Source organism: Sphingomonas sp. 22176, assembly GCF_052045505.1.
Taxonomy (GTDB): domain Bacteria; phylum Pseudomonadota; class Alphaproteobacteria; order Sphingomonadales; family Sphingomonadaceae; genus Sphingomonas.
This window is the reverse complement of the sequence record NZ_JBQEPL010000001.1, coordinates 1,243,894-1,261,542: the sequence shown is the minus strand read 5'-3', so window position 1 is coordinate 1,261,542 and position 17,649 is coordinate 1,243,894. Positions and strand designations below refer to the sequence as shown.

Below are 17,649 nucleotides of genomic sequence, written 5' to 3'. Positions count from 1 at the left end.
CTTCGCAATTGGCCCCGCACCCCCGGTGAAGCGGTGGCCCTGCGCTTTTCCCGCAAGAGAAGCACAGGCGAAACCGGGATCGCGATCAGGACGGCGTGCCGCCCGGGTCAACGTCACAGCAATTGGTAAAGGATTTTATATGTCGAAGCGCTCCAGCGCCAAGCATAAGCTCGATCGCCGCATGGGCGAAAACATCTGGGGTCGTCCGAAGTCCCCGGTGAACAAGCGCGAGTACGGCCCGGGCCAGCACGGCCAGCGCCGCAAGGGCAAGATGTCGGACTTCGGCATCCAGCTGCGCGCCAAGCAGAAGCTCAAGGGCTATTACGGCGACATCACCGAGAAGCAGTTCAAGCGCTCGTACGAAGACGCCTCGAAGATGAAGGGCGACACCGGTCAGAACCTGATCGGCCTGCTCGAGCAGCGCCTCGACATGATCGTCTATCGCGCCAAGTTCGCTCCGACGATCTTCGCGGCCCGTCAGCTGGTCAACCACGGCCATGTCCGCGTCGACGGCGAGAAGTGCAACATCGGTTCGCGCCGCATCAAGCCCGGCCAGGAAGTCAGCCTGAGCAGCAAGGCGCAGGAAATGGCCCTGGTCATGGAAGCGCAGAGCCTCGCCGAGCGCGACATCCCCGACTATGTCGCTCCGGACGGCGCGGCGAAGATCACCTTCACCCGCGTGCCGACGCTCGACGAAGTGCCGTACCCGGTGAAGATGGAACCGAACCTGGTCGTCGAGTTCTACTCGCGCTAATTCGGCTCCCTTCGGGAACGAGAAACGGGGCGGTCCTTCGGGGCCGCCCTTTTTCGTTGTGCGGACCAAAACGAATCCGCAGAACAGGCGCACCAGGAGGAATTCCATGCGCTTTTCGTTGCTTGCCCTTGCCTTGCTCTCGACCACGGCCGCCGCCCAGGCGCAGACCGCCGCCCCCGCCCTCTCGCTCGACACGCTGAAGACCGTGACGCAAACGCTGTCCTCCGACGCGTTCGAGGGGCGCAAGCCGACCACGGCGGGCGAGGACAAGACGATCGCCTATCTGATTGAGCGCTTCCAGAAGGCGGGGCTCAAGCCCGGCAACAAGGGCCAGTGGGTGCAGGACGTGCCGCTGGTCGAACTCAGCGTGCAGAGCCCCAGCAAGCTCGCCTTCACCGGCGGCAAGACCCCGGTGTCGCTCGCTTATGGCAGCGAGGCGGTATTCTCCACCTATCGCGTCACCCCGAAGATCGACCTCAAGGACAGCGAGGTCGTGTTCGTCGGCTATGGCATCAACGCGCCCGAGCGCGGCTGGAACGACTATGCCGGGCTCGACGTGAAGGGGAAGACGGTCGTCATCCTGATCAACGATCCCGACTGGCAGACCATGACGTTGGACGGGCCGTTCGGCGGCCGGGCGATGACCTATTATGGCCGCTGGACCTACAAGTACGAGGAAGCCGCCCGCCAGGGTGCGGCGGGCGCGATCATCATCCATGACACCGAACCCGCCGCCTATGGCTGGGGTGTGGTGGAGAGCAGCTGGGGTGGCCCCAAGCTCGAACAGGATACGTCCGGCGACCACGCCGACCAGTCGCAGCTGATCGGCTGGATCCAGCAGGATGCGGCGAAGGCGCTCTTCGCCAGCGCCGGCAAGAACTATGCCGCGCTGGTCGAGGCGGCCAGGCACAAGGGCTTTAAGGCGGTGCCGCTGGGCGTGAAGGCCTCGGCCAGCTTCGGCGTCGGCATCAAGCGCCAGGCCTCGAAGAACGTCGTCGGCATCCTGCCCGGCACCGCCAAGCCCGACGAAGTGGTGCTGTTCTCGGCGCATTGGGACCATCTCGGCCATTGCAAGCCGGTGAACGGCGACGACATCTGCAACGGCGCGGTCGACAATGCCACCGGCACCGCCGGGCTGGTGGCGCTTGCCGAGGCCAATGCCAAGGCGGGCCCGGCCAAGCGCAGCATGGTGTTCCTGGCGGTGACCGCCGAGGAACAGGGGCTGATCGGCTCGCAATATTATGCCGAGCATCCGGTCTATCCGCTGGCCAAGACCGTCGGCGGCGTGAACATGGACGGGCTCAACATCCACGGCAAGGCGAACGACTTCGTGCTGGTCGGCGCGGGCAAGTCCGAGCTGGAAGAGCTGGTGAAGCCGCTGGTCGCCGCCGAAGGCCGGGTTATCGGCGTGGAGTCCACGCCCGAGAAGGGCAGCTATTATCGCTCCGACCATTTCAGCTTCGCCAAGCTCGGCGTCCCGATGCTGTACGGCGAGAGCGGCGACGATCTGGTGGTCGGCGGCAAGGCGGCCGGCGCCAAGGCGGCGGAGGACTATACCGACAAGCGCTACCACAAGCCGCAGGACGAATATGATCCCAACTGGAACTGGGACGGCGCACTGTCGGACCTGCGGATCTATTACGGCCTCGGCCGCGAACTGGCCGAGGGCAGCAGCTGGCCGAACTGGTTCAAGGATGCCGAATTCCGCGGCATCCGCGACAAGGCACGGGCGGGGCAGTAACGGCGAACGCCAGCCGCACCTACCCGGAGGAAGCCGGGATCCAAGGGAGGCGCCGTCGCGGCGCCTCCGCCGCCGAAAGGCGAAGGAATCCCGGCGGACCCGCGCGACCGGTCCGCCGCTGGCGAACGGGTCGGGCGGCTGTCCTACAGCCAAGGTTCCTGCTAGGTTCGATCGGCTCTTTGAACCGGTGAGTCCTTCGCTGCTGCGCCTTTGGCGGCACTCGCGGCAACCCGCCTGAACTTCAGGCCGCGCCCCTGCGCGAGCGCCTGAACTTCCTAAACTTCGCCCTCCGCGAAAAATCCGCACGGGCCTAAACTTCGTAAACTTCGACCCCGCGAAAAATCCGCACAAGCCTAAACTTCGTAAACTTCGACCCCGCGACAAATCCGCACGAGCCTAAACTTCGTGCACTTCGCACGCCGTCCAGCGACCCCAAATCGATCGCGATGCCCTCGGATTTCCGATCGCCGCAGCGCGCGGAATGCGCGCCCTCCGCGCTGCCCGACCTTTCCCCTGGTACCGTACGGAGCTAAAGCCCGCGCCATGACTCGTACCCCTCCCCCCGAATGGGCGCCGCACGATGCGGTCTGGATCGGCTTTCCCAGCCATGCTGACCTCTGGGTCGAAGACCTGGAGCCCGCCCGCGAAGAAGTGATCGCCTTTGCCCGCGCGGTCCATGCCGAAGGCCGCGGCGAGCGCGTGATCCTGGTTGCCGCCGATGCGGCCGCCGCCGAGGCCGCCAAGGCGATGGCCGGCGACGCCGCCGAGGTCGTGACCGAGCTGTTCGGCGATATCTGGCTGCGCGACACCGCCGGCATCCTCACCAGCGACAAGGTCGCGCAGGATTTCGGCTTCAACGGCTGGGGCGGCAAATACGACCTGGAAGGCGACGACACGATCGGCGCACGCCTCGCCGCGCATCGCCAGCTCGCCACCGCCAAGCATGGCTGGGTGCTCGAAGGCGGCGCGATCGACGGCGACGGCACCGGGCTGTGCGTCACCACCGAACAGTGCCTGCTCAACCCCAACCGCAACCCGGACCTCGACCGCGCCGCGATCGAAGCCAAGCTGGCGGCGGACCTGGGCTATACCCGCGTGCTGTGGCTGGGCGACGGCCTCGCCAACGACCATACCGACGGCCATGTCGACAATCTCGCCCGCTTCATCGGCCCCAACCGGCTGCTGATCCCGACCCCGGCCGAGGACGATCCCAATGCGGCGATCTACGCCGATGCGGTCGCCCGTGCCGAGGCGTTCGGCGTCGAGGTGGTGCGGATGCCCTCCCCCGGCGCGGTGCTCGACGAGGACGGCGAGGTGATCCCCGCCAGCTACATGAACTTCTACATCGGCAACGCCGCCGTGGTGGTGCCGCTCTACGGCCAGCCCAACGACGGGGCTGCGATTCAGACGCTGCAGGGCATCTTCCCCGGCCGCGCGATCGTCGGCCAGCGGGCGGACCATATCCTCACGGGCGGCGGCAGCTTCCACTGCATCTCGCAGCAGATCCCGACGCTCGGGTGACCGCCTTCGCCGTCCGCGCGCTGCTCTCCGGGCTGATCGTCGCCGCCGTGGCGATGCTGGCCCGGCGCAGTCCCGCGGTCGGCGCCTTGGTCGCGTCGCTACCGCTGATCTCGCTGCTCGGGGTCATTTGGCTGTGGCGCGACACGCAGGATCCGGTGCGGGTGGCGGCCCATCTCTAGGCGACCTTCTGGTATGTGCTGCCGTCGCTCCCCATGTTCCTGCTCGTGCCGGCGCTGATGCGATCCGGGGTCGGCTTCACGCCCGCCCTGCTCGCGGGCATCGCGCTCACGATCCTGTTGTATTTCCTGACCGCCGCGGCGCTCGCCCGGTTCGGCATCACGCTCTGAGGACCGTCATGACCCAGATTACCGTCGGCGCGCTGCAGCTCGCCTTCTCGAACGATATCGACGCCAACATCGCCCGCGTGACCGAGCTGGTCCGCGAGGCGGCCGGCCGCGGCGCGCAGGTGGTGCTGCCGCCCGAACTGTTCGAGGGCGAATATTTCTGCCGCGTCGAAGACGAGGGCCTGTTCGCCAACGCCAAGCCGGCGACCGAGCACAAGGCGGTGCTGGCGATGCAGGCGCTCGCCGCCGAGCTCTCGATCCACATCCCCACCAGCTTCTTCGAAGCCGATGGCCCGCATCACTATAACAGCCTCGCGATGATCGGCCCGGACGGCAAGGTGTCCGGCGTCTACCGCAAGAGCCACATCCCCGATGGGCCTGGCTATGAGGAGAAGTTCTACTTCCGCCCCGGCAACACCGGGTTCAAGGTGTGGGACGGCCCCGGCGCCAAGCTGGGCGTGGGGGTGTGCTGGGACCAATGGTATCCGGAAACCGCGCGCGCGATGATGCTGATGGGCGCCGAGCTGCTCTTCTACCCCACGGCGATCGGCAGCGAGCCGCATGACGACAGCCTCGACACCGCCCGGCTGTGGCGGCGCGCGATGGTGGGGCATGCGGTCTCCAACGTCGTGCCGGTGATCGCCGCAAACCGCGTCGGCACCGAGCATGGCCAGACCTTCTACGGCACCAGCTTCATCACCGACGAGCGCGGCGATATCCTCGCCGAGCTGGACCGGGCGGAAGAAGGCGTGATCACCGCGACGCTCGACATCGATCGGGTCAAGCGCCACCGCGCCGCCTTCGGCTTCTTCCGCGATCGCCGGCCGGAGCTGTACGGCCGACTGGTGCAGGATATCTGATCGAGGCTTTCCCGGCGCGTCAGCCGCGCGCCGGGGCCTTGCGGCGGAAGGGCACGTCGCGCCGCAGATAGGTCAGCGCGCGCCAAACCCACTCGATCGGGCCGTACTGGAAGCGCGCCAGCCACCAGTGTGCGCCGACGATCTGGACCGCGATCGCGAACAGCGCGACCCACAGCCGGGTCGCCGCGTCCCACTCGGCATATTTACCCAGGCCGTAATGGTAGAAGATCGGCACGAAGATCGCCGATTGCAGGATGTAATAGGTCAGCGTCAGCCGCCCCGGTGCGGCGAGCGGCTGCACCAGCCGGCGCGCGGGCCCGTCGTACAGCGCAATCACCAGCAGCGCCCAGAAGGCGGTGCCTGCAAGGTCGAGCCACATATTGAGCAGCGCCCAGAAGGCGCGGTCGGCGCCGAGCCCGAAGCCCAGGCCTGAAAACCATGCGCGCAGCGGCTCGCGGGTGAGGAAGAGCAGCACCGCGGCCACCAAGGCACCCAGCAGCGCAGGACGGCGCCAGGCGCGGCTCTTGGCAAGGTTGCCGAAGAAATCGGTCCGGCCCAGCACCAGCCCGAGCAGATAGAGCCCGAGGATCTGCACCATCCGGCCATATTCGAGGAAGAACCAGTATTTGGATTGCTGCCCGGCCCACAGGTTCACCCGCAGCACCTGCCAAAGGTCGCCGCCCAGATAGACCGGCATGCCCGGATCGACCGAGGATTGCGCCGGGGCATTGGCCCAGCCCGCCCCCAGCGCGCCGGCGACCATCTGCACGATCAGGCTGGGGCCGATCAGGCAGAACACCGCCCCGCCGAGCAGCACCGCATTGCTGCGGATCCGGTTGAAGAACAGCAGCAGGAAGCCGATCGCCGCCAGCGTCTGCATGATGTCGCCGCGATAGATCAGCGAATGCAGGAAGCCGATGCCTTCGAGCAGCAGCAGCCGCCAGGCGAAACGCGCGGTAAAGTCCTGCCCCCGCTGCGCCGCCCGGTCCATCAGGATGAAGAAGCTGAATCCGAAGCACAGCGCCAGCAGCGAGAAGCTCTTTCCCATGAACAGTGCAAAGACGACGTCGGTGATCAGACCGGGTTTTTCGCCCGCCCAGAACAGCTCGTAACTTTCGATGACATGGACGAGGAACAGCGCCATCAGCGCAAAGCCGCGCAGCACGTCGACAACGTCTAGCCGGTTGGCAGGCGCGGCCGCCCGGCCGCCCGGTCCTGGTTCCACGGAATGGTTGCGAGACGCTCCGGCAGTGTCAGCAGTGCCCGGCATCGGCCTCATTTACGTCTTCTTTGTCCGACAGGCGTAGCCACGCCATCATGGTTAGCGCCCTATCCCGCCGGCTGCTCTGCATCGCGCTCGTCGCGGTGCTCACGTGCATCGTGCCCCCGGCACATGCCCAAGCGGGCGTTGCCGGTCAACCGCTTGGCGTGTGCCTGCTGGCGGACACGGGGCAGCGGGAAGACGAACTGATCCGGCACCCGGAACGGTTCGACTGTACGACGCCGCAGCACCGATTCGGTTCCGGCGATTTCTGGGCGATCTCTACGACGATCGACCAGCGCTCGACCTTCGCCGTGCCGCTTGCGCTGCGCTTTGCCAGCCTCTGGCAGGGCCGGCTGGCGATCCGCTTTTACTACGCCGACGGCGCAATTCGCAGCTGGCAGAGCGACGGACGGGGCATCAGCCCGCTGATCCAGCTGGGCGCGGTGGCGGAGTTGCCCGTGCCGGTGCGCGATCCGGCGCTCGTGCGCGTGCTGTTCCACGTCGAAGGCGCCGCCAATCTTCGCGGGATCGCCACCGGACTGCGCATCGCCACCCATCGCGAAAGCGAGCACGCCAATCTGGTACTTGCCGGACTCTATGCCGCCTTTGCCGGCATGGCGGCGGCGCTGATCGTGTACAATTTCGCGCTTTGGTGCGCGATGCGGCATCGCTTCCAGCTCCATTACTGCCTGCTGCTGGGCGCGCTGCTCGGCTATACCTTCACCTCCTCCGGCGCCCTGACCTGGGTCGCGCCGATGGTGGCCAACAACGACCGAATTCGGCTCAACTATCTGTTCATCGGGCTGGCCGGGGGTGCAGCGGCGCTGTTCACCCGCAGCTTCTTCGCAGAGCAGGCGATGCCGCGCTGGCTCGATCGGGCCAGCCGGATCGCGGCGATGGCAGTGCCGCTGTCGGCCGTGGCCGTGGCCGTGTTCGGCGCGGTGCAGCTGCGCATCGCCGACCTGCTCTACTCGCTGGCCTTTGCCGGGCTGCTCGCCATCGTGGTCCCCACCCTTTGGGGCGCCTGGAGACAGCGTTCCAATTTCCTCTGGCTGTTCGCCATCGCCTGGAGCGCGCCGATCCTACTGGCGGCGATACGGATCGGTGCCGCGCTGCACATCGTCCCGTGGAACTTCTGGATCGACAACTCCACCATCCTGTCGATGGGGCTGGAGGCGCTGGTCTCCTCGCTGGCCGTGGCGTATCGGATCAAGTTCCTCCGCGACGAGCGCGACGCGGCGATCACCCGCGAAGTGGTTGCGCGCAAGCTGGCGGACATCGACCCGCTCACCGGCCTGCTCAACCGCCGAGCCTTTCTCCACCGGGCGATCGGCCGCGCCGAGGACCAGCAGCTGCTGCTGGTCGACATTGATCATTTCAAGCGCGTCAACGAGACGCTTGGGCATGATGGCGGCGACGAGGTGCTGCGCCTGTTCGCCGCCGCGCTACGCCACGCCGCGCCCGATCCCGTGCTGATCGCGCGAATGGGCGGCGAGGAGTTCGCCCTGCTTACCCCCGCCGCCCAGCGGATCGAACCCGAGGCGCTGCTCGCCAGCCTGCGCCGCATCCGGATGCCGTTCGACATGTCGATCACCTCCAGCATCGGTACCTGCAACGGCACGCTGGCGACCGATCGCGACTGGAAGGCCCTGTACCGCTGCGCCGACTCGGCGCTGTTCGAGGCCAAGGCCGCTGGCCGAGACCGTGCCCGGGCGCTGCGACTGGACGCGGCCTGATCTTGCCTGCCTGCACCCGCGCATGTACATTGCGCGCAGGGAGAATGGGGAAAATGCAGCGTCACAAGCGCTTGTTGCTGGTTGCCGGAGCCGTCGCGCTGCTCGTCGCGATCACGCGCCCCTCGCCCCCGCATGCCAATTTCGAGCTGCTGATGCACCGCGTCGGCGATACCGCGCCCCAGCAGGTCCACGCCGCGGTCGATCTCGGCGTGCTGGCCGTTTCGGTGCTGGTCACCTGGAGCGGTCGTCTCGCGCATTAAGGCGCGGAACCAACCTCGGAATTTGCCGTAGAGACGGAACGCGCACGCCGCGCGACACGTCCGCCTGTGCATGAAAAACCGCGCTTGCATGGCAAAATCGGGTTGCTTACACTGATGTCAATGACAAAGCCCGAAATGGTCTGGAAGACCGCCTATCGGCATCCAGGAGAGTGGGATCGCAGCTACGCGTTGCGGTCCATGGTAGACCTGTTCGAGGAGAGCGCAGCGGCCCATCCGCACGCCCCGCTCCTCGATTTCATGGGTCGCATCTACAGCTATGGCGAGGTGCTGGACGGCGCCAACCGCGTCGCCTGCGGGCTGCGCGCGCTGGGCTATGGGCCGGGCGACCGGATCGGCCTGTTCCTGCCCAATGTGCCGCACTACGTCGCCGCCTATTACGGCATCCTCAAGCTGGGTGCGACGGTGGTGAACTTCTCGCCGCTCTATTCGGTCGAGGAGCTTGCCGCCCAGGTCGCCGATTCGGGCACGCGGCTGCTCTTCACCCTGTCGGCCACCGCGCTGCTGCCCACCGCGCTCAAGGTGCTGGAAAAGAGCGGGCTGGAGAGGCTGGTGGTCGGATCGGTCGCCGGCGCGCTGCCCACCGCCAAGTCGCTCTTCTACCAGCTGTTCCGCGGCAGCGAAGTCACCGCCAAGCCGCACGACCCGCGCATCCTCGCCTTCTCCAAACTGATCGCCAACAAAGGCGATTGCGCCCGTCCCGACCTGGATCCCGCGCGCGACGTCGCGCTGATCCAGTATACCGGCGGCACCACCGGCACCCCCAAGGGGGCGGTGCTCACCCACCAGAATCTTTCGGCCAATGCCCGGCAGGTCGCCGAGCTCGACCCCGATCTCGGCAAGATCGAGGATTCGGTGCTGGGCGTGCTGCCCTTCTTCCACGTCTTCGCCAATACCTGTGTGCTCAACCGCACGGTGATCACCGGCGGCAAGATCGTGATGCTGCCGCGCTTCAACGCGCAGCAGGTGCTCACCGAACTGCGCCGCACCAAGCCCCGCTCGCTGCCCGGCGTGCCAACCATGTACCAGGCGCTGCTCGACGCGCCGGGGATGAAGCCGTCGGATTTCTCGTCGCTGCGCTTCTGCATATCAGGCGGCGCGCCGCTGCCCGAGCAACTGAAGCTCAACTGGGAATCGGTCACCGGCGCGCACATCATCGAAGGCTATGGCCTGTCGGAGAGTTCGGGCGTGGTCTCGGCGAACCCCTATGTCGGGCTGAACAAGAGCGGCACGATCGGCCAGCCGATCGCCGGCACCCGCGTGCGGCTGGTCGACAAGGAAGATCCCCGCAAGCCTGCGCCCGAGGGCGAGCCGGGCGAGATCGTCGTGCAGGGCCCGCAGATCATGCAGGGCTATTGGAACCGGCTCGAGGCCGATGTCGGCACCTTCGTCGACGATCACTGGCTGCGCACCGGGGACGTCGGCATCATCGACGACGATGGCTATATCCACATCGTCGACCGGCTGAAGGACATGATCGCGGTCGGCGGGTTCAAGGTGTTCCCCAGCCAGATCGAGGCGGTGCTCTACACCCATCCGGCGGTGAAAGAGACGCTCGTGCTCGGGCTGCCGGATCCGTACCACGGCGAGCTGCCGCACGCCTATGTCGCGCTCAACGACGGCATGACCGCGGACGCCAAGGAGATGTGCGACTGGCTCAATGCGCAGCTCGGCAAGCATGAGCGCGTCAAGGAAGTGGTGATCCGCGACAGCCTGCCCAAGACGATGATCGGCAAGCTCAGTCGCAAGGATCTGCTGGCGGAGGTGAAGGCCGGGCGGTGATTCTCGCCCGACTCACCCTCACCCTTACGGCGCTCCGCGCCTCCCTCCCTCTCCCGCCTGCGGGAGAGGGATTCTAGTCTCGCCCTCTCCCGCAGGCGGTGGGGAGGGTGAGGGTGTGTGGAGGTAGCTCAATCCCCCTTCTTGCCCTCGGTGAACATCACCGCCTTCAAGTTCATGAACTCATGCAGGCCCCAGGGCCCAAGCTCGCGGCCATGGCCGGATAGCTTCACCCCGCCAAAGGGTGCCGGCGGCACCGAAGCGAGCAGCGTGTTCACCGCCGTCATCCCGGCTTCGATGTCGCGCGCGAACCGTTCGATCTCGGCCTCATCCTGCGTCCACACCGACGAGCCCAGGCCATAGGGCACGTCGTTCGCAACGGCGATCGCTTCGTCGATATCCGCGACCTTATAGACCGCCGCAACCGGCCCGAAGATCTCTTCCTTGGCGACATCGCTCTCCGGATCGAGATCGACCAGCACCCCCGGCGTCATCCAGGCGCCCGCGCGGTCGATCTTGGTGCCCCCCGTCAGCAGCTTCGCGCCGGCGGCCTGCGCCTTCTCTACCTGCTCCAGCACGGTGTCCCGCTGCTCGATGCTGGAGAGCGGCCCCATCACCGTTTCCTTGTCCATCGGATCGCCGATCTTCACCGCTTCCATGCCCGCGACGAACTTCTCCAGAAATGCGTCGTACACATCGGCATGGACGATCATCCGCTTGGAGCAGATGCAGCTCTGCCCGGCATTCTGCACGCGCGCGGTCACCGCGGTCTTCACCGCCGTGTCGAGATCGGCCGAGGGCATGACGATGAACGGGTCGGAGCCGCCCAGCTCCAGCACCACCTTCTTCAGCGCGCGGCCCGCGGCCTCGGCCACCTTAGCACCCGCGCCTTCCGAGCCGGTGAGCGTCACCGCCACCACCCGCTTGTCGGCGATGATCGCGTCGACCTTGCCCGACTTGATCGCGAGGTTCTGGAACAATCCCTCGGGCGCCCCCGCCTTGCGCGCCATCTCTTCCATCGCCGCCGCGCAGCCCTGCACGCTGGAGGCATGCTTGAGCAGCGCGACATTGCCGGCAAGGATCGTCGGCGCCAGGAAGCGCACCGCCTGCCAATAGGGGAAGTTCCACGGCATCACCGCCAGCACGGGCCCCAGCGGCAGCCAGCGCGCGACGGCATGGCCGGTCGGCGTCTTGACGGTCGTGGGCTCCAGATAGGCGGGACCATGCTCCGCATAATGGCGGAAGCCCGAGATGCACTTCTCCACCTCGGCCAGGCCGGCGGTGATCGTCTTGCCCATCTCGCGCACCGCCAGCTCGGCGAGGTGCTGCTTGTTGGCTTCCCATGCATCAGCGATCTTGGCCAACAGCGCGGTGCGCGTCTCGATCGAGGTCTCGCGCCACTGCTTGTACCCGGCCGCCGCGCGGGACAGCGCCGCCTCGATCCCGGCATCGTCGAGCTCGGCGATGCGATCGACGGTCTCGCCGGTCGCCGGGTTAATGATTTCGAACATCTGCAAGTCTCCTTCGCGCTTCCCAACGCGGACCTAGGCGCAGGGTGCCAAGGGCGGCAATCATACTGCCGTCCATTGCGTGCGGAACGGCTTGCCAAGCGCGCGGCGCCCGAACACGATGCCGCATCTGTCCTGCCGGAGACCTTCATGCGCCTCGCTCCCCTCGCCCTCCTTCTCATCGCCACGATCCCCGCGGCCGCGATCGCGCAGGACGCGCCCAATCGCCTGTTCACCGGCAGCGACCTGTTCGCGCTCGAACAGGCGAGCGATCCGCAGATCAGTCCTGACGGGAGCAAGGTCGCCTATGTCCGCCAGTCGGCCGACATCATGACCGATCGCGGCCGCGCGAGCATCTGGCTGGTCGACGTGAAAACCGGCCAGCAGACTCCGCTGGTCGCCGGCACCGGATCGCACAGCCAGCCGCGCTGGTCGCCCGACGGCACCCGGCTCGCCTATGTCTCCTCCGGCGAGGGCGGTACGCCGCAGCTGTTCGTCCGCTGGATCGCCACCGGCGCCACCGCACGGATCACCGGTATGCCGGACAGCCCGCAGGGCATCGCCTGGTCGCCCGACGGCAAGCAGATCGCCTATACCATGACCGTGCCCGGCGAGGGGCTCTCGCTCGGCAGCCAGCCGCCCAAGCCCGAAGGCGCCAAATGGGCCGAGCCGCTGGAGGTGATCGACCGCGTCACCTACCGCGCCGATGGCGGCGGCTATCTCAAGCCCGGCTCGGACCATATCTTCGTCGTGTCGGCGGACGGCGGCGCGCCGCGCCAGGTGACCTTCGGCAAGTTCGACGATGCCGGACCGCTCGCCTGGTCGAACGACGGACGCACGCTCTTCTTCGGCAGCAACCGCCGCAAGGATTGGGAGCGCGAGCCGAACGACAGCGAGATCTACGCGGTAGACGTGACCTCCGGTACGCTGACCCAGGTCACCAAGCGCTACGGTCCCGATGCCGCGCCGGTGCTCTCCCCCGACGGTACCCGCATCGCCTATCTCGGCTTCGACGATACGCATCGCAGCTTCCAGAACACCCAACTCTACGTGATGAACCGCGACGGCAGCGACAGCCGGTCGCTCACCGCCGCGCTCGACAAGAGCATCGACAGCGCGGTCTGGGCCAAGGACGGCCGCAGCCTGTTCGTCTCCTATGACGATCACGGCCGCAAGCTCGTTGCCCGCATCGGGCTCGACGGCAAGGCGACCACCATCGCTACCGGCCTCACCGGCGGCGGGCTCGATCGACCCTATACCGGCGGCGACTTCACCGTCTCGGCGGGCGGAACCATCGCCTATACCGGCGGCGACGCGCTGCATCCGGCCGACATCTATGTGAACGGCAAGCGCCTCACCCATCTCAACGATACCGTGCTTGCCGCCAAGACGCTCGCGCCGGTGACCCCGCTGGCAGTGACCGCGCCCGACGGCCGCAAGATCGATGCGTGGCTGGTCACCCCGCCGGGCGTGAAGCCCGGCACCCGCGTGCCGACGATCCTCGAAATCCATGGCGGCCCGCACACCGCCTATGGCCCCGGCTTCTCGACCGACTACCAGCTCTACGCCGCGCACGGCTATGCGGTGGTCTATGCCAACCCGCGCGGCAGCACCTCGTATGGCGAAGAATTCGCGGACCTGATCGACAAGAAATATCCCGGTGACGATTACGGGGATCTGATGGCCGCGGTGGATGCAGCGATCGCCTCGGGCGTAGCCGATCCCGACAACCTCTTCGTCACGGGCGGCTCGGGCGGCGGCGTGCTCACCGCCTGGATCGTCGGCAAGAATGATCGCTTCAAGGCCGCCGCCACGCAGAAGCCGGTGATCAACTGGATCAGCGAGGCGCTGACGATGGACGCGACCGGCTTCACCTCGCGCTACTGGTTCGCCAAGCAGCCCTGGGAAGATCCGATGAGCTATTGGAGCCGCTCGCCGCTCAGCCTGGTCGGCAACGTCAAGACGCCGACGCTCGTCGTCGTCGGCAGCGAGGATTACCGCACGCCGGTGAGCGAATCGGAGCAATATTATGCCGCGCTCCAGATCCGCGGGGTGCCCACGGCGCTTGTGAAGGTGCCCGGCGCCAGCCATGGCGGCATCGCCGCGCGGCCCAGCCAGGCGGCGGCCAAGGCCGCGGCGATCCTTGCCTGGTTCGATCGCTACCGCACCGGTGCCACGCCGGCCGGCCAGTAAATACATGGCGGGGCCCGGTTGCCATCGGGCCCCGCCCTGCCGCATAGCGAGCGCATGGCGGAACAAGCAGACATCACGGCGCTCTCCTTCGAAGAGGCGCTGAAGGAACTGGAGAAGATCGTGAGCCGGCTGGAGAGCGGGGAAGCGGCGTTGCAGGAGGCGATCGACCTCTATGAGCGCGGCGACCAGCTGCGCCGGCAATGCGCCGCCCGGCTCGACGCGGCACAGGCCCGGATCGAGGCGATCCGCACCGATGCCGACGGCCGCGCCGCCGGCACCACGCCCTTCGCGGCCGGCTGAGGCGTGGCGAGCGTGACGCACGCCTCGCTCGCGCTCGAGTCCGCGCTGCGCCAGGTCGCGGCCGAGATCGACGCCCAGTTCGACCGCCTGCTCGAAGTGCCGGACGATCCCCGCGCCGACCTGTACCGCGCGATGCGCCACGCCGCGATCGGCGGTGGCAAGCGGCTGCGGCCGCTGCTGGTGTTCGCCACCGCGCAGCTGTTCGCGGTCGACAAGACCTGCGCGGCGCGCGTGGCGACTGCACTCGAATGTATCCACGTCTATTCGCTGATCCATGACGATCTGCCGGCGATGGACGACGACGACCTGCGCCGCGGCAAGCCGACGGTGCACAAGGCGTTCGACGAGGCCACCGCGATCCTGGCGGGGGACTGCCTTCACGCGCTCGCCTTCGAGATTCTCGGCCATGAGGCGACGCACCCGGACCCCTATGTCCGCGTCGAGCTGATCGCCGAACTCGCCCGCGCCTCCGGCCCTTCGGGCATGGCGGGCGGCCAGATGATGGACCTGGAGGCGGAGAAGGCCAGCTTCGACCTCGCCACCGTCACCCGGCTGCAGGCGATGAAGACCGGCGCTCTGATCTCTTGCGCAGTCGAGAGCGCCGCGATCCTCGGCCGCGTGTCGCCCGAGGCCCGCACGGGCCTGCGCGGCTATGCCCGCGATATCGGCCTCGCCTTCCAGATCGTCGACGACATCCTCGATGCCGAGGGCGACGAGGCGCTGGTCGGCAAGAAGCTGGGCAAAGACGGCGCGGCGGGCAAGGAGACCTTCCTGTCGCTGCTCGGTATCGATCGCGCACGCGAACAGGCGCGGATGCTAGTCGACCAGGCGATCGCCCATCTCCACGCCTTCGGCCCCGAGGCCGATCTGCTGCGCGACGTGGCGCGCTTCACGCTCGAACGCGACCGGTAAGGACCGGGGGGAGACACCGCATGCACAGCCGTATCGGGGTCTATCCCGGCACCTTCGATCCGATCACCCGCGGCCATATGGACATCATCCGGCGCGGCGCGAAGCTCGTCGACCGGCTGGTAATCGGCGTGACCACCAATCCGTCCAAGTCGCCGATGTTCACCGTCGACGAACGAATGGCGATGGTCCGCCGCGAGGTGGAGGGGCTGCCCGGCACGATCGAGGTGGTCAGCTTCGATTCGCTGCTGATGGACTTTGCCGAACGCGAGCGCGCCAGCGTGATCATCCGGGGTCTGCGCGCCGTCGCGGACTTCGAATACGAGTATCAGATGGCTGGCATGAACCAGCAGATCAACGACCGGATCGAGACGGTTTTCCTGATGGCGGACGTGTCGCTGCAGCCGATCGCGAGCCGGTTGGTGAAGGAAATCGCCATCTATGGCGGCCCGATCCATCGCTTCGTGACAGAGGCCGTCGAGGCCGATGTCGCGGCCCGGGTAGAGCTGCTCGGACGCAAGGGCAGCAACTAACATCACGCCGACGCGCACCGGGCTTTGCGCTGCCCGGCGATTGCGGTAGAGCCGCGCATTCACCAGAAAACGAGTGGGAAGTTCGATGCGTTTCCTAGCCACGATGGCCGCCATGGCCGCCACGCTGTTCGCCATGCCGGCGCTGGCCCAAGGCGGTGGGGGCAAGCCGAAGCCGATCATCGAACCGTTTAAGGGCGTCGACGCCGATGTGAACACCCGCCCCCCCGTGCTGGTTCCCGCCGACCCGGCGAACACCTGGGTGCTGGACCTCTCGACCGGCGGCCGCGTGCTGATCCGGTTGCGCCCCGATGTGGCGCCGAAGATGGTCGAGCGGATCAAGACGCTCACCCGCAAGCATTTCTATGACGGGCTGACCTTCCACCGCGTGGTCGACGATCCCTACAACATCGCCCAGGGCGGCGATCCCAAGGGCGACGGCACCGGCGATTCGGACATGCCCAACGTGCCGGCCGAGTTCAGCTCCCTGCCGCACGTGCGCGGCACCGTCTCCGCCGCCCGCCGCGGCGCGCCGGACAACGCCACCGCCGAGCAGAAGACCGAGGCGGAGAACAGCGCGAACAGCCAGTTCTTCATCATGATGCAGCCCAAGCTCGCCTTCGACCATGACTACACCGTGTTCGGCCGCGTCACTTCGGGCATGGAGTGGGTCGACAAGATCGAGCGCGGCGAGCCGCCGCAGCACCCGACCGTGATCATCCACGCCTATATCGAATCGGACAATCCCCCGCCCTATCAGCCGCTTGCCCCCGCCGCCCCGGCGGCGACCGGCCCGACGCTGATCCCGGTGGGCCCGAGCGCTCCGGCCGCCAAGCCCACGCCCGCGGCGAAGAAGCCGGCACCGACGAAGAAGTGATCGACCTCCGCCAGTGAACGTCGACCTTTTCGATTTCGAACTGCCGAACGAACGGATCGCGCTGCGCCCCGCGGCCCCGCGCGACTCCGCCCGCCTGCTGGTGCTCGACGGCGCGGAGACGCGCGACGCGATCGTCCGCGACCTCGCCGCTCAGCTGCGCCCCGGCGACTGCCTGGTGTTCAACGACACCCGCGTGATCCCGGCCCAGCTGGAGGGGACGCGCGGCGAGGCGCGGATCAGCGCGACGCTCCACAAGCGCGAGGGGCCGCGCCGCTGGCGCGCCTTCATCCGCAACGCCAAGCGGCTGCGCGACGGCGATGCGATCGACTTTGGCCCCGAGGCGATCGCCATCGCCTCGGATCGTGCCGAGGACGGGAGCTTCGCGCTCGACTTCCAGGGCGACGAGCCGGTCGAGTTGCTGCTGGAGCGCTGCGGCCGCATGCCGCTGCCGCCCTATATCGCCTCGAAGCGCCCGACAGACGAACGCGATGCCGACGACTATCAGACGATGTTCGCGGCCGAGCCCGGCGCGGTCGCCGCGCCCACCGCCGCGCTGCACTTCACGCCCGAACTGATGGCCTCGCTGGACGCCGCCGGCATCGGCCACACCACGCTGACGCTCCACGTCGGCGCGGGCACCTTTCTGCCGGTCAAGGCGGAGGACACGGCCGACCACAAGATGCACGCCGAATGGGGGCGCATCACCCCCGAGGTGGCCGAGCGGCTGAATGCGGTGCGCGCCGCGGGCAACCGCATCATCGCAGTGGGCACCACCAGCCTGCGCCTGCTGGAGAGCGCCGCGGACGAGCACCGCGTGATCCAGCCCTTCGAGGGCGACACCGCGATCTTCATCACGCCGGGCTATCACTTCAAGGGCGTCGACGGGCTGGTCACCAACTTCCACCTGCCGCGCTCGACGCTGTTCATGCTGGTCTCCGCGCTGATGGGGCTGGACCGCATGCAGGCGGCCTATGCCCATGCGATCGAAACCGACTATCGCTTCTACAGCTATGGTGATTCGAGCCTGTTGCTGCCAGCCCGCTAAAGGGAATCCG

17 protein-coding genes are annotated in these 17,649 nt (G+C 67.4%); 15 read left to right on the top strand and 2 right to left on the bottom strand.

Annotated features, from left to right (window positions below; translation table 11 throughout):
- Positions 1 to 139 precede the first annotated feature (139 nt).
- From rpsD to aguB, 6 genes are all read left to right on the top strand, one after another.
- Positions 140 to 754 (top strand): 30S ribosomal protein S4, encoded by a 615-nt coding sequence (rpsD, locus tag ACTJKY_RS05955; protein ID WP_440844816.1) that lies wholly within the window; start codon positions 140 to 142, stop codon positions 752 to 754.
- A 106-nt stretch (positions 755 to 860) separates the two neighbouring features.
- Positions 861 to 2,495: a M28 family metallopeptidase gene (locus ACTJKY_RS05950; protein WP_440844815.1), complete on the top strand. Its 1,635-nt coding sequence runs from the start codon at positions 861 to 863 to the stop codon at positions 2,493 to 2,495.
- 543 nt (positions 2,496 to 3,038) lie between these two features.
- Positions 3,039 to 4,016, top strand: a complete 978-nt coding sequence (locus ACTJKY_RS05945; RefSeq protein WP_440844813.1) for an agmatine deiminase family protein — start codon at positions 3,039 to 3,041, stop codon at positions 4,014 to 4,016.
- Positions 4,013 to 4,195, top strand: coding sequence for a hypothetical protein (locus ACTJKY_RS05940; protein ID WP_440844812.1), 183 nt, complete (start codon positions 4,013 to 4,015; stop codon positions 4,193 to 4,195). Before ACTJKY_RS05945 ends, ACTJKY_RS05940 begins: the two co-directional genes overlap by 4 nt.
- A 33-nt stretch (positions 4,196 to 4,228) precedes the next feature.
- Positions 4,229 to 4,363 (top strand): hypothetical protein, encoded by a 135-nt coding sequence (locus tag ACTJKY_RS05935; protein WP_440844811.1) that lies wholly within the window; start codon positions 4,229 to 4,231, stop codon positions 4,361 to 4,363.
- A gap of 8 nt (positions 4,364 to 4,371) precedes the next feature.
- Positions 4,372 to 5,220 (top strand): N-carbamoylputrescine amidase, encoded by an 849-nt coding sequence (gene aguB, locus ACTJKY_RS05930; RefSeq protein WP_440844810.1) that lies wholly within the window; start codon positions 4,372 to 4,374, stop codon positions 5,218 to 5,220.
- Positions 5,221 to 5,239: 19 nt separating this feature from the next.
- Here aguB and ACTJKY_RS05925 read toward each other — a convergent pair whose 3' ends face one another.
- Complete coding sequence (locus ACTJKY_RS05925) at positions 5,240 to 6,445, bottom strand: DUF418 domain-containing protein (protein WP_440844809.1); 1,206 nt, start codon at positions 6,443 to 6,445, stop codon at positions 5,240 to 5,242.
- Between the two features lie 92 nt (positions 6,446 to 6,537).
- Between ACTJKY_RS05925 and ACTJKY_RS05920 the strand changes: the two genes are divergently transcribed.
- The 3 genes from ACTJKY_RS05920 to ACTJKY_RS05910 all read left to right on the top strand — a co-directional run bounded on the left by ACTJKY_RS05920 (position 6,538) and on the right by ACTJKY_RS05910 (position 10,280).
- Positions 6,538 to 8,220: a diguanylate cyclase domain-containing protein gene (locus ACTJKY_RS05920; RefSeq protein WP_440844807.1), complete on the top strand. Its 1,683-nt coding sequence runs from the start codon at positions 6,538 to 6,540 to the stop codon at positions 8,218 to 8,220.
- 53 nt (positions 8,221 to 8,273) lie between these two features.
- Positions 8,274 to 8,480 (top strand): hypothetical protein, encoded by a 207-nt coding sequence (locus ACTJKY_RS05915; protein ID WP_440844806.1) that lies wholly within the window; start codon positions 8,274 to 8,276, stop codon positions 8,478 to 8,480.
- 120 nt (positions 8,481 to 8,600) lie between these two features.
- Positions 8,601 to 10,280 (top strand): long-chain-fatty-acid--CoA ligase, encoded by a 1,680-nt coding sequence (locus ACTJKY_RS05910; RefSeq protein WP_440844805.1) that lies wholly within the window; start codon positions 8,601 to 8,603, stop codon positions 10,278 to 10,280.
- Positions 10,281 to 10,408: 128 nt separating this feature from the next.
- Here the strand turns inward: ACTJKY_RS05910 and ACTJKY_RS05905 are convergent, their stop codons facing one another.
- On the bottom strand, positions 10,409 to 11,788 hold the full coding sequence (locus ACTJKY_RS05905) for an NAD-dependent succinate-semialdehyde dehydrogenase (protein ID WP_440844804.1): 1,380 nt from the start codon (positions 11,786 to 11,788) through the stop codon (positions 10,409 to 10,411).
- Between the two features lie 147 nt (positions 11,789 to 11,935).
- Here ACTJKY_RS05905 and ACTJKY_RS05900 point away from each other — a divergent pair, with 147 nt between their 5' ends.
- The 6 genes from ACTJKY_RS05900 (at position 11,936) to queA (ending at position 17,639) form a co-directional block, all read left to right on the top strand.
- Positions 11,936 to 13,978, top strand: coding sequence for a prolyl oligopeptidase family serine peptidase (locus ACTJKY_RS05900; RefSeq protein ID WP_440844803.1), 2,043 nt, complete (start codon positions 11,936 to 11,938; stop codon positions 13,976 to 13,978).
- 54 nt (positions 13,979 to 14,032) lie between these two features.
- Positions 14,033 to 14,278 (top strand): exodeoxyribonuclease VII small subunit, encoded by a 246-nt coding sequence (locus ACTJKY_RS05895; protein ID WP_010544449.1) that lies wholly within the window; start codon positions 14,033 to 14,035, stop codon positions 14,276 to 14,278.
- A 3-nt stretch (positions 14,279 to 14,281) separates the two neighbouring features.
- The gene (locus ACTJKY_RS05890) at positions 14,282 to 15,190 is read left to right on the top strand and encodes a polyprenyl synthetase family protein (RefSeq protein ID WP_440844802.1); all 909 of its coding nucleotides are present in this window, start codon (positions 14,282 to 14,284) and stop codon (positions 15,188 to 15,190) included.
- Between the two features lie 20 nt (positions 15,191 to 15,210).
- Positions 15,211 to 15,720, top strand: a complete 510-nt coding sequence (gene coaD, locus ACTJKY_RS05885) for a pantetheine-phosphate adenylyltransferase (RefSeq protein ID WP_440844800.1) — start codon at positions 15,211 to 15,213, stop codon at positions 15,718 to 15,720.
- 85 nt (positions 15,721 to 15,805) lie between these two features.
- Entirely contained in the window at positions 15,806 to 16,594 is a 789-nt protein-coding gene (locus ACTJKY_RS05880; protein ID WP_440844798.1) for a peptidylprolyl isomerase, read from the top strand.
- A gap of 13 nt (positions 16,595 to 16,607) precedes the next feature.
- On the top strand, positions 16,608 to 17,639 hold the full coding sequence (queA, locus tag ACTJKY_RS05875; protein ID WP_440844797.1) for a tRNA preQ1(34) S-adenosylmethionine ribosyltransferase-isomerase QueA: 1,032 nt from the start codon (positions 16,608 to 16,610) through the stop codon (positions 17,637 to 17,639).
- Positions 17,640 to 17,649: the final 10 nt, after the last annotated feature.

What these genes read in the sequence shown, in the direction of transcription:
- ACTJKY_RS05950 (WP_440844815.1), top strand. Translation starts at nt 861, where the DNA reads ATGCGCTTTTCGTTGCTTGCCCTTGCCTTGCTCTCGACCACGGCCGCC.
- ACTJKY_RS05910 (WP_440844805.1), top strand. Translation starts at nt 8,601, where the DNA reads ATGACAAAGCCCGAAATGGTCTGGAAGACCGCCTATCGGCATCCAGGA.
- rpsD (WP_440844816.1), top strand. Translation starts at nt 140, where the DNA reads ATGTCGAAGCGCTCCAGCGCCAAGCATAAGCTCGATCGCCGCATGGGC.
- ACTJKY_RS05915 (WP_440844806.1), top strand. Translation starts at nt 8,274, where the DNA reads ATGCAGCGTCACAAGCGCTTGTTGCTGGTTGCCGGAGCCGTCGCGCTG.
- coaD (WP_440844800.1), top strand. Translation starts at nt 15,211, where the DNA reads ATGCACAGCCGTATCGGGGTCTATCCCGGCACCTTCGATCCGATCACC.
- ACTJKY_RS05935 (WP_440844811.1), top strand. Translation starts at nt 4,229, where the DNA reads ATGTTCCTGCTCGTGCCGGCGCTGATGCGATCCGGGGTCGGCTTCACG.
- ACTJKY_RS05880 (WP_440844798.1), top strand. Translation starts at nt 15,806, where the DNA reads ATGCGTTTCCTAGCCACGATGGCCGCCATGGCCGCCACGCTGTTCGCC.
- ACTJKY_RS05905 (WP_440844804.1), bottom strand. Translation starts at nt 11,788, where the DNA reads ATGTTCGAAATCATTAACCCGGCGACCGGCGAGACCGTCGATCGCATC.
- ACTJKY_RS05945 (WP_440844813.1), top strand. Translation starts at nt 3,039, where the DNA reads ATGACTCGTACCCCTCCCCCCGAATGGGCGCCGCACGATGCGGTCTGG.
- aguB (WP_440844810.1), top strand. Translation starts at nt 4,372, where the DNA reads ATGACCCAGATTACCGTCGGCGCGCTGCAGCTCGCCTTCTCGAACGAT.
- ACTJKY_RS05895 (WP_010544449.1), top strand. Translation starts at nt 14,033, where the DNA reads ATGGCGGAACAAGCAGACATCACGGCGCTCTCCTTCGAAGAGGCGCTG.
- ACTJKY_RS05900 (WP_440844803.1), top strand. Translation starts at nt 11,936, where the DNA reads ATGCGCCTCGCTCCCCTCGCCCTCCTTCTCATCGCCACGATCCCCGCG.
- ACTJKY_RS05920 (WP_440844807.1), top strand. Translation starts at nt 6,538, where the DNA reads ATGGTTAGCGCCCTATCCCGCCGGCTGCTCTGCATCGCGCTCGTCGCG.